Annotated in this window: 13 protein-coding genes; 12 read left to right on the top strand and 1 reads right to left on the bottom strand. The window is 71.8% G+C overall.

All coding sequences use genetic code 11. The features are described 5' to 3' along the window. Positions 1 to 5 precede the first annotated feature (5 nt). The 8 genes from ACFCVM_RS03635 to serA all read left to right on the top strand — a co-directional run bounded on the left by ACFCVM_RS03635 (position 6) and on the right by serA (position 8,072). Positions 6 to 1,538, top strand: coding sequence for a M81 family metallopeptidase (locus tag ACFCVM_RS03635; protein ID WP_375836647.1), 1,533 nt, complete (start codon positions 6 to 8; stop codon positions 1,536 to 1,538). Between the two features lie 19 nt (positions 1,539 to 1,557). Then, positions 1,558 to 2,904, top strand: a complete 1,347-nt coding sequence (locus tag ACFCVM_RS03630; RefSeq protein WP_375833961.1) for an alpha-L-fucosidase — start codon at positions 1,558 to 1,560, stop codon at positions 2,902 to 2,904. Next, positions 2,901 to 3,662, top strand: coding sequence for a copper homeostasis protein CutC (locus ACFCVM_RS03625; protein WP_375833958.1), 762 nt, complete (start codon positions 2,901 to 2,903; stop codon positions 3,660 to 3,662). The genes ACFCVM_RS03630 and ACFCVM_RS03625 overlap by 4 nt, the downstream gene beginning before the upstream one ends. Positions 3,663 to 3,701: 39 nt before the next feature. Continuing rightward, positions 3,702 to 4,442 (top strand): copper homeostasis protein CutC, encoded by a 741-nt coding sequence (locus ACFCVM_RS03620; protein ID WP_375833955.1) that lies wholly within the window; start codon positions 3,702 to 3,704, stop codon positions 4,440 to 4,442. Further along, positions 4,439 to 5,458: a hypothetical protein gene (locus ACFCVM_RS03615; RefSeq protein ID WP_375833953.1), complete on the top strand. Its 1,020-nt coding sequence runs from the start codon at positions 4,439 to 4,441 to the stop codon at positions 5,456 to 5,458. Before ACFCVM_RS03620 ends, ACFCVM_RS03615 begins: the two co-directional genes overlap by 4 nt. A 25-nt stretch (positions 5,459 to 5,483) precedes the next feature. Then, positions 5,484 to 5,957, top strand: a complete 474-nt coding sequence (locus ACFCVM_RS03610; protein WP_375833950.1) for a hypothetical protein — start codon at positions 5,484 to 5,486, stop codon at positions 5,955 to 5,957. 1 nt (position 5,958) lies between these two features. Next, positions 5,959 to 6,348, top strand: coding sequence for a hypothetical protein (locus ACFCVM_RS03605; RefSeq protein ID WP_375833947.1), 390 nt, complete (start codon positions 5,959 to 5,961; stop codon positions 6,346 to 6,348). A gap of 134 nt (positions 6,349 to 6,482) precedes the next feature. After that, positions 6,483 to 8,072: a phosphoglycerate dehydrogenase gene (serA, locus tag ACFCVM_RS03600; RefSeq protein WP_375833944.1), complete on the top strand. Its 1,590-nt coding sequence runs from the start codon at positions 6,483 to 6,485 to the stop codon at positions 8,070 to 8,072. 83 nt (positions 8,073 to 8,155) lie between these two features. On the opposite strand, the gene ACFCVM_RS03595 is transcribed toward serA, so the two are convergent. Next, positions 8,156 to 8,719 (bottom strand): TetR/AcrR family transcriptional regulator, encoded by a 564-nt coding sequence (locus ACFCVM_RS03595; RefSeq protein WP_375833942.1) that lies wholly within the window; start codon positions 8,717 to 8,719, stop codon positions 8,156 to 8,158. A gap of 104 nt (positions 8,720 to 8,823) precedes the next feature. Between ACFCVM_RS03595 and ACFCVM_RS03590 the strand changes: the two genes are divergently transcribed. The 4 genes from ACFCVM_RS03590 to ACFCVM_RS03575 all read left to right on the top strand — a co-directional run bounded on the left by ACFCVM_RS03590 (position 8,824) and on the right by ACFCVM_RS03575 (position 13,131). After that, on the top strand, positions 8,824 to 10,407 hold the full coding sequence (locus ACFCVM_RS03590; protein WP_375833939.1) for an MFS transporter: 1,584 nt from the start codon (positions 8,824 to 8,826) through the stop codon (positions 10,405 to 10,407). A 69-nt stretch (positions 10,408 to 10,476) separates the two neighbouring features. Continuing rightward, positions 10,477 to 11,538 carry a 3-isopropylmalate dehydrogenase gene (locus tag ACFCVM_RS03585; protein ID WP_375833936.1) on the top strand — a complete coding sequence of 354 codons (1,062 nt, stop codon included), beginning with the start codon at positions 10,477 to 10,479 and terminating at the stop codon, positions 11,536 to 11,538. Positions 11,539 to 11,563: 25 nt separating this feature from the next. Next, entirely contained in the window at positions 11,564 to 12,679 is a 1,116-nt protein-coding gene (locus ACFCVM_RS03580) for a branched-chain amino acid aminotransferase (RefSeq protein ID WP_375833933.1), read from the top strand. Beyond that, entirely contained in the window at positions 12,676 to 13,131 is a 456-nt protein-coding gene (locus ACFCVM_RS03575) for a GNAT family acetyltransferase (protein ID WP_375833931.1), read from the top strand. The genes ACFCVM_RS03580 and ACFCVM_RS03575 overlap by 4 nt, the downstream gene beginning before the upstream one ends. Positions 13,132 to 13,194: the final 63 nt, after the last annotated feature.

Raw genomic sequence — 13,194 nt, 5'->3', positions numbered from 1 at the left:
TCTGGATGGGGCCGCTCGGCGCCATCGAACCGGGTGGCCTCGCACGGCCCCGCATCGGCATCGCCGGCATCTCGATCGAGTCGAGCACCTTCTCGCCGCACCTGAGCGGTGACGAGGCGTTCACGGTTCGCGAGGGCGCCGCGCTGATGGCCTACTACCCGTTCCTCTCCGAGGGATCGGAGTTGCGGGGCGCGGCCGAATGGGTGCCGCTGACGCACGGACGGTCGCTGCCGGGCGGGGCAGTGGCGCGCGAGACGTACGAGCGGATGAAGCGCGCGATCGTCGCCGGCATCCGCGCCCAGGGCCCGTTCGACGGGTTCTTCTTCGACATCCACGGCGCGATGAGCGTCGTGGGCATGGTCGACGCCGAGGCCGATCTGGCCCGCGCGGTTCGTGCCGAGCTCGGCGAGGCGACGCTCGTCTCGACGTCGATGGACCTGCACGGCAACGTCTCACGAGAGCTGCTCGACGCGGTCGACCTCATCACGTGCTACCGCATGGCTCCCCATGAGGACGTGTGGAACACCAAGGAGCGAGCGGTGTTCAACCTGCTCGCCCGCCTGCGATCCTCCGTCGGCGCCGACGTGCTCGAGCGCCGCCCGTACAAGGCGTGGCTGCAGGTGCCGGTGCTGCTGCCCGGCGAGAAGACGAGCACCCGCCTCGAGCCCGCGCGCGGCATCTACGCCGAGGTCCCCGTGGTCGAGCACGCCGAGGGCGTCGTCGACGCCGCCGTGTGGGTCGGCTACGCCTGGGCCGACGAACCCCGCTGCCAGGCGGCCGTCGTCGTCACGGGCGACGATCGCCGGGTCATCGCGGCCGAGGCCGAGCGGCTCGGGCGCGCCTACTGGGATGCCCGTGACGACTTCGAGTTCGTCGCCGACGCACTGCCGCTCGCCGAGTCGATCGACGCGGCGCTCGCCGCGACCGACGAGCGGCCGTACCTCATCTCCGATTCGGGTGACAACCCGACCGCCGGCGGGGCCGGCGACGTGTCCTGGACCCTCGGGCAGCTGCTCGACCGCGCCGAGTTCGCCGAGGGCGACCTCACCGTCATCCACGCGTCGATCTTCGACCCGGCCGCGGTCGAGGTCGCCAGGAAGGCGGGCGTGGGCGGGGAGATCGCCGTGCTCGTCGGCGGCCGCGTCGACGGCGGGCCCTCTGGGCCGGTGCCGATCGCCGGAACGGTGTTCTCGATCACCGACGGCGACGCCGACGCGGGCACGCAGGTCGTCATCAAGGCGGGCAGCGTGCACGCGATCATCACCGAGCGCCGCAAGCCCTTCCACCACCTCGCGGACTTCACGATGCTCGGCCTCGACCCGCACGCGGCGGACCTCGTCGTCGTGAAGATCGGCTACCTCGAGCCCGAGCTCTACGACCTCGCGCAGGGCTGGAAGCTCGCGCTGACCCCGGGCGGGGTCGACCAGGACCTGCTGCGACTCGGACACCGCCACCTCGTGCCGGGCGCCTTCCCCTTCGATGCGGATGGCCCCGAGCCCGACCTCGTCGCCGTCGTGACCCGCCGAACCACTCGCTGACACCCCGAACAGGAACGACATGCTGAACTTCGAGACCCGCATCGGCCCCGACTTCGGTGCCGACGCCCCCGTCTACCCGACCGCGGGCGTGCCCGAGTGGTACCGCGACGCGAAGCTGGGCTTCTTCGTGCACTGGGGGCTCTACTCGGTGCCGGCATGGGGCACCCCGCACGACGGCCGAGGCGTGCCCACGGAAGACGCATACGCGCACCACCAGTACGCCGAGTGGTACGGCAACACCGTGCGCATCGCGGGCAGCCCCACCTGGCAGCGGCACCAGGACGTCTACGGCACCGGCACGAGCTACGAGGACCTCGCCGACCGCTGGAACGCCTCGGCGTTCGACGCCGACGCCTTCGTCGGCTCCCTGATCTCGGCGGGCGCCCGCTACGTCATCCCCACCACGAAGCACCACGAGGGCTTCTGCCTGTGGGACACCGACACGACGGGCTTCAACGCGGCACGCCGCGGGCCCCGCCGCGACCTCATCCGCGAGTTCCACGACGCCACGCGCGCCGCAGGGGCGAAGTTCGGCGTCTACTTCTCGGGTGCGCTCGACTGGCACGTCAGCGACTTCCCGCCGATCGAGTCCGACACCGACCTCTTCCGCTACCGCCGCAACGACGAGCGATTCTCGCGCTATTCGGCCGCGCAGCTCGAGGAGCTCGTCGAGCGGTTCAGCCCCGACATCCTCTGGAACGACATCGATTGGCCGGACGGCGGCAAGGGTCGCGACGAGTTCGCCGTCGCCGCACTGCTCGAGCGCTACCTCGAGCGCGTGCCGTCGGGTGTCGTCAACGACCGCTGGGGCGTGCCGTACCACGGCTTCCTCACGCGGGAGTACACGCACGTGGAAGACGTCATCGAGTCGCCGTGGGAGTCCACGCGCGGTCTCGGCTTCTCATTCGGCTACAACGAGGCCGAGGGTCCCGAGCACTCGCTCTCGGGCGATGCCCTCGTGCGCCTGCTCGTCGACGTCGTCTCGAAGAACGGCAACCTGCTCATCAACGTCGGCCCGCGCGCCGACGGCTCGATCCCCGAACTCCAGGCGGCGAGCATGAGCGCGATGGGTCGCTGGCTGGGCGTCAACGGAGCGGCCGTCTACGGCACACGGCCGTGGCAGCGCGCCGGTGACCGCACCGGCGCACCCGTCTCGTACACGACGAGCGGCGGCGACGTGTTCGTGCACGCGATCGACCCGGCCGCAGGCGAGATCCGCCTGCCGTCCGAGCTCGCCGGTGCCGAGCGGGTGAGCTGGCTCGGAGCGGGCGATGCCGTCGTCGAGCAGTCGAGCGCCGGGGCATCCGTGTCGATCCCCGCTGCCCTGCGCGGCGAGCCGATCGCGGTCGCCCGCGTGACCGCGTGACCGCGCAGCAGGTCGCGACCGCTCCCGCGATCGAGATCGCCGTGCAGGACGCCGGCGGCGCCGCGGTCGCGATGGCAGCGGGCGCCGATCGCGTCGAGCTCTGCAGCGCGCTCGTGACGGGCGGGCTCACACCGTCGATCGGCACCGTGTTCGAGTCCGTCGAGGCTGCTCGGGGGCTCGGCCACGACGCCGTCGTGCACGTCCTCGTGCGCCCCCGCGCCGGCGGCTTCGTCTACGACGCCCGCGAGGTGTCGGCGATGGTCCGCGACATCCGCGCCCTTCGGTCGACCGGCATCGCCGGTGTCGTGATCGGCGCGATGCGACCGGACGGCACGGTCGACGAACGCGTCGTCGCCGAGTTGATCGCTGCGGCCGACGGCCTGCACACGACGTTCCACCGGGCGATCGACACGGCCCCGCGTCCGAGCGAGCTGATCGACGCAGTGGCAGCGCTCGGCGTCTCCCGCGTGCTGACGTCCGGTGCGGCCGGGCGCAGCATCGACGGCATCGACGAGCTCGCCGCGATGCACGAGGCCGCCGCCGGTCGCCTCGAGGTCATGGCCGGCGGCGGCGTCGCCGCGGTCGACGTCCCGGCGCTGCTCGATGTCGGGCTCGCGGCCGTGCACCTGTCGGCCCGACGCTCCGTGGCCGATCCTGCGCCGAGCGGACCGGGCGGCGGCGCGGAGGCGGTCGATCGCACCGACGCCCAGCTCGTGCGCGCGGCGGTTGCGGCGCGGTCGGGGTGGCGCAGCAGGTAGTGCATCGCGGTCGCCCCGCGAACGGGTAGCGTGTCGGGAATGTCACGAACTCTCCCGGTCGAGATCGCCGTCCAGGATGTCGCCGGGGTGCGCGTCGCCCTGACGGCGGGTGCCGCTCGCGTCGAACTCTGCCAGGCGCTCGGCCTCGGCGGGCTGACCCCGTCGGTCGGTCTCATCGAGGCCGCGGTGGCGGCGGCGCACGACGCGTCGACGCTCGGCTTCGTCCACGTGCTCGTGCGCCCGCGCGGCGGTGGGTTCGCCTACGACGCCGACGAGCTCGACACGATCGACCGCGACATCCGCGCCGCGATCGCGGCCGGCGCCGACGGCGTCGTCGTCGGTGCGCTCACCGATGCGGGGGAGCTCGATCGCTCAGCCATGCGGCGGTTCGTCGAGGCGGCGGCGGGCGGCGACGTGACGGTGCACCGTGCCGTCGACGCGAGCGCCGATCCCATCGCCTCGGTCGCCGCGCTCGCGGCGTTGGGGGTGCGGCGCGTGCTGACCTCCGGCGGGGCCCCCGACTGCCGCTCCGGCCTCGCGGTGCTGACACGGATGGCGGCCGACTCCGGCGCGCTGGAGGTCATGGCGGGTGGCGGGGTCCGTGTCGACGACATCGCAGGCCTCGCCGCCGCGGGCCTCGACGCGGTGCATCTCTCGGCGAGGGGCGTCGCGAGCCGCGGAGGCCCGAGTGGTCCGGGCGGCGGCGTCGACGGCTTCGACGCGACCGATCCCGACCTCGTCCGAGCGGCCGTCGCCGCGGCTGCAGCCGCCGTGCGATGACGATCGCGCCCCCGCCGGTTCCAGTCCTGCCGCCGCGCGTCCCGGGCGGTTCCGGCGCCGACGAGCTGCTTCGTGCGGCGGTGCTCCTCCTGGCGCGGAGCATCCTGATCGGTGCGCTCCTCGCGCTCGCCGCCGTGTTCGGAGGCCTCGTGCCGGCGGCGATCCTGATCGCTGCAGCGGCCGGCGGGGTCGGCGCGGCGGCGATGCTCGTCGTGTGCCGCGCGCTGCGGTGGGGGTCCCGGGCCGAGGCGTTCGTCGTGCCGTTCGGCGGGGCCGTGCTGTCGTTGCCGATGCTCGCCGTGTTCGTGCGGATCTTCATGCCGGGTGCCGCATCGGTCGGTTGGTCGTGGGTGGTGATCGCGCTCGTCGTACCCGCGGCGGCGCTCTGGTGGGTGCGTGCGCGCCCGACGGCCTCCTGGCCGGGGGTGGTCGCGCGACTGCTGGTCGTGCTCGGTGCGGTCGGGGCGCCGGTCGTGCTCATGATGGTGCTCCTCTTCTCCGTCGGAGTGACCGCTGAGCCCATCGACGACGAGGGCGTCCACGAGGGCGGAGTCCCCGATACCGGAGGCTCGTCCGAGTACATCGGGGAACCGCCCGTGCCGGAGCCGCTGCCGCCGTCGCTCGAGGAGGGGCGCCGTCAGTTCGCAGTGCTCGCCGACACGGCGGCCGCGGCGGCAGGCGCCGGCGCGATCTGGTCGGAGGCGCGCCCGCTCGCGGTCGTCGAGGAGGCGTGCGAGGGCGGCATCCGATTGCGCCTCGGTGGCGAGTTCACGACCGGGGTGATCACCGATACGACGAGCGACGAGCACGATCGCGAGGTCACCGACGGCAACGTCGCGGCGGCCGAGCGCATCGTCTCGGCCTGGCAGGCCGTGGGACTCGGTTCCGGCGAGCGAATCCACGACGAGCCGAGCATGGGGGGCGGATCGCTCGGCGCCGTGGAGACGGCGCACATCGACTTCGAGTTCGGCATCGTGCTGCCGTCCGTCGAGGGCGAGTGCCTTCCCGTGCCGTGAGCGTTCGGTCGCTACTGTGGTGAGCATGAGCCGCGACCCCGACGACGAAGCGCTGCGCTGGGAGGGCGACGACGATCCGACCCTCGCGCCCGGCTGGAAGGCCGTGGGTTCACCCGCGGATGTCCCGGCCGCCGAGGGCGGTTCGCCCGATACGAACGAGGCCGCGCCCGACGCCGAGCCCGAGACCACGACCGGCGAGGCGACGGATGCACCGGCGCAGACCGGTTCGGCCGAACTCGTCGTGCTCGGCGTGCTGGGCGGCATCTACCTGCTCTACGCGATCGGCTGGCTGGTCGCGGCGCTCGGCGAGGGCCAGCTCTTCGCCGACCCCGTCGCGCAGTTCATGTACGGTCTCGGCACCTGGTTCGCCGTGCTCGCCGCTCCGTTGTGGTTCGGCGCGGTGCTCTGGCTCGCGTCGGGCAACCGGCGTGCTCGACTGATCTGGCTGATCGTCGGCGCCGTATTGCTCGTCCCCGTCCCGTTCCTGCTGCGAGGTTGAGATGACCGAGGCATCCGCTCCCATCGGCTCGACCGCCGCCGACGTCGACCGGGGCGTCACCCGACCGGCCACCCCGCTCTGGCTCGCGATCACGATCGCGGTCGCGTTCGGCGTCTTCTACGCGTACGACGTGTGGGAGGCCGTCGGCAACCTCGTCGGCCTGAACATCTACGCCGACGGGCTCGGCATCCCGATCACCGGGGCAGGATGGGCGCTGCTCGTGGTGGGCATCGCCGTGCCGCTGCTCGTGTTCGGCGCCGCGTTCTGGCTGGCCCGCCGGCGCGGACCGCTCGCACAGGTCGTCATCTTCCTCGCCGGTTACGCGCTCGTGCAGGTGCTCGCCGCCGACATCTCGTCGTTCTTCCAGCTCGGCGGCCTCGACCTCTCGTGACGCCTCGGGCGTCACACAACCGAGGCGGCATGCGCGCTCCAGTAGAGTGAGCACGTAGGCGCCCCGACGGCGTGTGGCGCATCCCACCGCAAGTCGCAGTGTCGTGCGCGCGCATCACCCCGAAGGAATCGTTCGTGACAAAGCCGGTCGTGCTGATCGCCGAAGAACTCTCGCCCGCCACCGTCGAGGCCCTCGGCCCCGACTTCGACATCAGGTCCGTCGACGGCACCGACCGGCCCGCGCTGCTCGCGGCCCTGGCCGACGCCGACGCGATCCTCGTGCGTTCCGCCACGAAGGTCGATGCAGAGGCGATCGCCGCTGCGCCGAAGCTGAAGGTCGTCGCCCGGGCCGGCGTCGGCCTCGACAACGTCGACATCAAGGCCGCCACCGCGGCCGGCGTCATGGTCGTGAACGCACCGACGTCGAACATCATCTCGGCGGCCGAGCTGACCGTCGGCCACATCCTGAGCCTCGCCCGCCACATCCCCGCCGCGCACTCCGCGCTCGCACAGGGGGAGTGGAAGCGGTCGACGTACACGGGCGTCGAGCTCTACGAGAAGACGATCGGCATCATCGGCCTCGGCCGCATCGGTGCGCTCATCGCCGCGCGCCTGCAGGCGTTCGGCACCAACGTGATCGCCTACGACCCCTACATCACCGCCGCACGCGCGCAGCAGCTCGGCGTGCAGACCGTGAGCCTCGACGAACTGCTCGAGCAGAGCGACTTCATCACGATCCACATGCCGAAGACGCCCGAGACCACCGGCATGATCGGCACCGAGCAGTTCGCCCGCATGAAGCCGACCGCGTACATCGTGAACGTCGCCCGGGGCGGGCTCATCGACGAAGACGCGCTGCACGACGCCCTCGTGGCCCGCACGATCGCCGGCGCGGCCGTCGACGTCTTCGTCTCCGAGCCGCCGCGCGACTCGCCGCTGCTCGGGCTGCCGAACATCGTCGTGACGCCGCACCTCGGCGCCTCGACCGACGAGGCTCAAGAGAAGGCGGGCGTCTCGGTCGCGAAGTCGGTGCGTCTCGCCCTCGCCGGTGAGCTCGTGCCCGACGCGGTCAACGTCGCCGGCGGTGTCATCGACCCGTACGTGCGCCCCGGCATCCCGCTCGTCGAGAAGCTCGGCCAGCTCTTCGCCGGCATCGCCAACGGTCCGCTCACGAGCCTCGACGTCGAGGTGCGCGGCGAGCTCGTCGACTACGACGTGAGCGCCCTGAAGCTCGCCGCCCTGAAGGGTGTCTTCACCAACGTCGTCAGCGAGACGGTGTCGTACGTGAACGCGCCGCTCCTCGCCGAGCAGCGCGGGCTCGACGTGCGCCTCATCACGGCGGCCGAGTCGCCCGAGTACCGCAACGTCATCACGCTCACCGGTGCGCTCGCCGACGGGCGCCAGGTCTCGGTGGCCGGTACGCTGACCGGCCCGAAGCAGATCGAGAAGCTCGTCGCCGTCAACGGCTTCGAACTCGAGGTGCCGATCGCGACGACCCACATCGTCATGGAGTACGCCGACCGGCCCGGCATCGTCGCGGTCTACGGCCGCGAGTTCGGCGAGGCCGGCATCAACATCGCCGGCATGCAGATCGCACGACGCGAGGCGGGCGGGCAGGCGCTCAGCGTGCTGACCGTCGACTCGCCGGTGCCCGCCGAGGTGCTCGAGCGCGTGCGCGAGGCGATCGACGCGAGCCTCTTCGTCGAGATCGACATCACCGAGTAGCGATCGGAACGGCCGGATGCCCCGGCGCGTCGCTGCCCTGCAGTGCGCGCCGGGGCATCCGTCGTCTCGCGACCGCCGTGCGCCTATCGACCGGTGCGGGCGATGCGCTCGAGCAGGGCGACGAGCTCGTCCATCTGCACCGGGCCGATGTCGTCGGAGTCGAGCGCTGAAGCGTCGACCTCGGCCCGCAGGGCGGAGTGGTAGTAGAGGCCGTCGCCGATGAGCGTGATCGCGAGGGCGAGCGCGGGGTCGTCGATGTGGCGGCCCATCTCTTCGAGCCACCGCCCGCGCACGGCGTCGATCGCCGCAGCCGCCTGGCGATCGCCGCCCTGGGCGAGCCGCACCGTGGCGACGAAGCTGTGGTCGATGGCCGACTCGAGGTCGACCGACGAGCGCACGAAGTAGGAGATCGGGCCATCGGGTGCCGAGTGGATGCGTGCGACGTCGTCGTCGACGAGCCGGTGCAGGCGCTCGATGAGGCCCGCGATGAGGGCGTGGCGCGAACCGAAGTGGTAGAGCAGGCCGCCTTTCGAGACCCCGGCGGCCCGGGCGGTGGCGTCGAGCGTCGCCGTGCGTTCGCCGTCGGCGATGATGATGCGCTCGAAGGCGTCGAGCACTGCTTCTCGGGCGGCGGGCGGGCGACTCATGATCCCAGTGTGGCCGATGGGGGGATCGTTGACGACGCAAGGGGCATGTCTGTTACTATACCAGCTGGACGGTACAGTAACCGCCTGAGACGAACGAGCCTGAGATGACAGACACCAGCCAGACAGAACTGCCCGCGAACGAGACCACGCGCACCGCCGCGACGGCGCCCGACACACCGACCGCCCGCGCGCCCCGCCGCGCCTGGTTCGCGCTCGCCGTGCTCATGCTGCCCGTGCTGCTCGTCTCGGTCGACAACACGGTGCTGAGCTTCGCACTGCCCGCGATCGCGCTCGATCTCGCACCGACGGCCGCCCAGCAGCTCTGGATCATCGACGCCTACCCGCTCGTGCTCGCGGGCCTGCTGGTCGCGATGGGCAGTGCCGGCGATCGCTTCGGTCGACGTCGCATGCTGCTCATCGGCTCGGTCGGCTTCGCCGTGCTCTCGATCGTCGCCGCATTCGCGCCGACCGCCGAGGCGCTCATCGCCTCGCGCGCCGCGCTCGGGTTCTTCGGGGCCATGCTCATGCCCTCGACCCTGTCGCTGCTCCGCACCGTCTTCGTCGAGCGCGAGCAGCGCCGCCTCGCGATCGCGATCTGGGCGTCGGGCTTCGCCGCGGGCAGCGCCCTCGGCCCGCTCGTCGGCGGCGTGCTCATCGAGCACTTCCACTGGGGCTCGGTGTTCCTCCTCGCCGTGCCCGTGCTCGTACCGCTCCTGATCCTCGTGCCGCTGCTCATCCCCGAGAGCCGAGACCCGGCGCCGGGCCGCATCGACATCCCGAGCACGCTGCTCTCGCTCGCCGCGATGGTGCCCGTCGTGTTCGGCATCAAGTCGCTCGCCACCGAGGGCGTCTCGGGCTTCGGCATCCAGGCGATCGTGTTCGGCCTGTTCTGCGCCCTCTGGTTCGTGCGGCGTCAGCTCAAGAGCCGCTCGCCCATGCTCGACGTCCGACTGTTCCGCCAGGGTTCGTTCGGTGGCGCGGTGCTCGTGAACCTGTTCAGCGTCATCGCGCTCGTCGGCTTCCTCTACTTCGTGTCGCAGCACCTCCAGCTCATCGCGGGGCTGTCGCCGGTCGCAGCCGGTCTCACCCTGCTGCCGGGTCTCGTCGCGATGATCATCGCCGGCCTCGCCGTCGTGCCGATCGCACGCCGCGTACGGCCGCGGGTGCTCGTGCCGATCGCGCTGCTCCTGTCGGCCGGCGGCTACGCGGTCATCGCGTTCTTCGCGACCGCCGACTCGATCGCCCCCGTCGTCATCGCCTTCGTGATGCTCGGCGTCGGCATCGGCGCCGCCGAGACGGTCTCCAACGAGCTCATCCTCTCGAGCGCGCCGCCCGAGAAGGCGGGCGCCGCGTCGGCGGTCTCCGAGACCGCGTACGAGCTGGGCGCCGTGCTCGGCACGGCCGTGCTCGGGTCGATCCTCGCCGCCCACTACAGCGCCGCGATCGTGCTGCCGAGCGAACTGACCGCCGCGCAGGCCGCGAAGGCGAGCGAGACGCTCGCGGGTGCCGTCACGGTCGCCGAACAGCTGCCGGCCGCGATCGGCGAGCAGCTCGCGGCATCCGCCGCCCTGGCCTTCGACGAGGGCGTCGTCATCACCTCGCTCATCGGCGTCGCGCTCATGGTCGCCGCCGCGGTCGTCGCCGTGCTGGCCCTCCGCAACCCGAAGGGCGCCGCCGCCCGCGAGTGAGTGACGCCGCGGGTGTCACGTGCGCGTGCGGCCAGTACGCTGGAAGGGCTCGCGCACGAAGGAGAATTCATGGTGGACACGGTCAAGCTCGCGGTCATCCCCGGTGACGGGATCGGCCCCGAAGTCGTCGGGCAGGCGCTGAAGGCGCTCGCAGCGGCAACCGAGGCGTCGGGGGTCGTGTTCGAGCAGACCGAGTTCTCCCTGGGCGCCGCGCGCTACCTCGCGACCGGCGACGTGCTGACCGACGACGACCTCGCCGCGATCAAGGGCCACGACGCGATCCTGCTCGGCGCGGTCGGCGGCGTTCCCGGCGACCCCCGTCTCGCGGGCGCGAACATCGAGCGCGGCCTGCTCCTGAAGCTCCGCTTCGAACTCGACCACTACGTGAACCTGCGACCGTCGGTGCTCTACCCCGGGGTCGCGAGTCCGCTCGCAGCACCCGGCGACGTCGACTTCGTCGTCGTGCGCGAGGGAACAGAGGGCCCCTACGTCGGCAACGGCGGCGCGATCCGCGTCGGCACCCGGGCCGAGGTCGCCAACGAGGTCTCGGTGAACACGGCCTACGGCGTCGAACGCGTCGTGCGGTACGCGTTCGCCGCGGCATCCGCTCGACCTCGCAAGAAGCTGACGCTCGTGCACAAGACCAACGTGCTCGTCTTCGCCGGCTCGCTGTGGAAGCGCACGGTCGACGCAGTGGCGGCGGAGTTCCCCGAGGTCGCGGTCGACTACCTGCACGTCGATGCGGCGACGATCTTCCTCGTCACCGATCCCGCGCGCTTCGACGTGATCGTCACCGACAACCTCTTCGGCGACATCCTGACCGACCTGGCCGGCGCGATCAGCGGCGGCATCGGCCTCGCGGCCTCGGGCAACATCAACCCCGACGGCCGGTTCCCGAGCATGTTCGAGCCGGTGCACGGCTCGGCACCCGACATCGCGGGCCAGGGCCTCGCCGACCCCACCGCCGCGATCCTCTCCGTGGCCCTCCTGCTCGACCACCTCGGTCGCGCCGACGCCGCGCAGAAGGTGCAGCGGGCGGTCGTCGCCGACATCGCCGAGCGCGGCGACACCCGGCGCACGACCTCCGAGGTCGGCGACGCCATCGCCGCCCGCATCGGCGCACTCGACTGATCCAGCGCATCGAAGGAAGCGAATCATGACCATCAACCTCCCGCTCCAGGCCCCGTCGGCAGCCGGTCTCATCTGGCAGGTCACCCGCAACGAGCAGGCGAAGACGCCCGCCGAACGCGAGGCGGTGCTCGCCGACCCCGGCTTCGGCAACCACTTCACCGATCACATGGTCGACATCTGCTGGTCGGAGAAGGGCGGCTGGCACCGCCCGAGGGTCTCGCCCTACGGCCCGATCTCGCTCGACCCCGCTGCCGCGGTGCTCCACTACGCGCAGGAGATCTTCGAGGGCATGAAGGCCTACCGTCACGCCGACGGTTCGATCCACACCTTCCGGCCCTTCGAGAACGCCGCCCGCATGCAGCGCTCGGCCCGCCGCATGGCGCTGCCAGAGCTGCCGAGCGAGATCTTCATCGAGTCGCTCAAGCAGCTCATCGCCGTCGACGCCGACTGGGTGCCGAGCGCGCCCGAGACGAGCCTCTACCTGCGACCGTTCATGTTCGCGAAAGAGGCGTTCCTCGGGGTGCGTCCCGCGAAGAAGGTCGCCTACTACGTGATCGCGAGCCCGGCGGGAGCCTACTTCCCCGGCGGTGTCGAACCGGTCAACATCTGGCTCTCCACCGACTACGCCCGCGCCGGCAAGGGCGGCACCGGAGCTGCCAAGACCGGCGGCAACTACGCGTCGAGCCTGCTGCCGCAGGCCGAGGCCTACGAGCAGGGGTGCCAGCAGGTCGCGTTCCTCGACGACGCCGGCAACCTCGAAGAGCTCGGCGGCATGAACATCGTGCTCGTGAAGCGCGACGGCACGCTCGTCACGCCCGAATCGCCCTCGATCCTCGAGGGCATCACGCGCGACTCGATCCTGCAGCTCGCGACCGACCGAGGCCACGCGGTCGAGCGGCGCGCCATCGCGCTCGACGAGTGGCGCAGCGGCGCAGAGTCCGGCGAGATCGTCGGCGCGTTCGCCTGCGGCACCGCGGCGGTCGTCGTGCCCATCGGGCGCCTCCTCGGCACCGACTTCGAGATCGTGCACACGGGGGCCGCGGCATCCGAGCTCGCGCTCTCGCTTCGCCAGGAGCTCACCGACATCCAGTACGGTCGCGCAGAAGACCGCCACGGCTGGCTGACCCGACTCGACGCGTGACGGGGCCCGCCGCCGACGGCCTGCGCATCCGTGCATTCGATGTCGCCGACACCGAGCGGGTCGTCGACCTGTGGCGCTCGGCCGGACTCGTCGTGCCGTGGAACGACCCCTACCGCGACATCGAGCGCAAGCTGACCGTGCAGCCCGAGCTCTTCCTCGTAGGGGAATCGGCGGGCATCGTCGTGGCGACGGCCATGGTCGGCTACGACGGCCATCGCGGCTGGGTGAACTACCTCGCGGTCGACGCCGACCGGCGTGGCGAGCGCCTCGGCGCCCTGCTCATGACCGAGGCCGAGCGGCTGCTGACCGAGCGCGGCTGCCCGAAGCTGAACCTGCAGGTGCGGTCGACCAACGAGGGCGTCATCGAGTTCTACCGACGGCTCGGCTACCAGGTCGACGAGGCGGTGAGCCTCGGCAAGCGGCTCATCCCCGACGGCCCGGCTCGCTCCTGAGCGAGAATCCGCCGAGTCGCAGGTCGATTCGCGCGGCGCGCCGGCGACACACGGCGTGTCGCT

The organism is Agromyces sp. NPDC056389 (assembly GCF_042262385.1).
Classification (GTDB): Bacteria; Actinomycetota; Actinomycetes; order Actinomycetales; family Microbacteriaceae; genus Agromyces.
The sequence above is the reverse complement of the archived record's forward strand: the minus strand, read 5'-3'. Positions and strand labels throughout refer to the sequence as shown.

What these genes read in the sequence shown, in the direction of transcription:
- ACFCVM_RS03635 (WP_375836647.1), top strand. Translation starts at nt 6, where the DNA reads ATGGGGCCGCTCGGCGCCATCGAACCGGGTGGCCTCGCACGGCCCCGC.
- ACFCVM_RS03630 (WP_375833961.1), top strand. Translation starts at nt 1,558, where the DNA reads ATGCTGAACTTCGAGACCCGCATCGGCCCCGACTTCGGTGCCGACGCC.
- ACFCVM_RS03620 (WP_375833955.1), top strand. Translation starts at nt 3,702, where the DNA reads ATGTCACGAACTCTCCCGGTCGAGATCGCCGTCCAGGATGTCGCCGGG.
- ACFCVM_RS03615 (WP_375833953.1), top strand. Translation starts at nt 4,439, where the DNA reads ATGACGATCGCGCCCCCGCCGGTTCCAGTCCTGCCGCCGCGCGTCCCG.
- ACFCVM_RS03610 (WP_375833950.1), top strand. Translation starts at nt 5,484, where the DNA reads ATGAGCCGCGACCCCGACGACGAAGCGCTGCGCTGGGAGGGCGACGAC.
- ACFCVM_RS03605 (WP_375833947.1), top strand. Translation starts at nt 5,959, where the DNA reads ATGACCGAGGCATCCGCTCCCATCGGCTCGACCGCCGCCGACGTCGAC.
- ACFCVM_RS03595 (WP_375833942.1), bottom strand. Translation starts at nt 8,719, where the DNA reads ATGAGTCGCCCGCCCGCCGCCCGAGAAGCAGTGCTCGACGCCTTCGAG.
- ACFCVM_RS03590 (WP_375833939.1), top strand. Translation starts at nt 8,824, where the DNA reads ATGACAGACACCAGCCAGACAGAACTGCCCGCGAACGAGACCACGCGC.
- ACFCVM_RS03585 (WP_375833936.1), top strand. Translation starts at nt 10,477, where the DNA reads ATGGTGGACACGGTCAAGCTCGCGGTCATCCCCGGTGACGGGATCGGC.
- ACFCVM_RS03580 (WP_375833933.1), top strand. Translation starts at nt 11,564, where the DNA reads ATGACCATCAACCTCCCGCTCCAGGCCCCGTCGGCAGCCGGTCTCATC.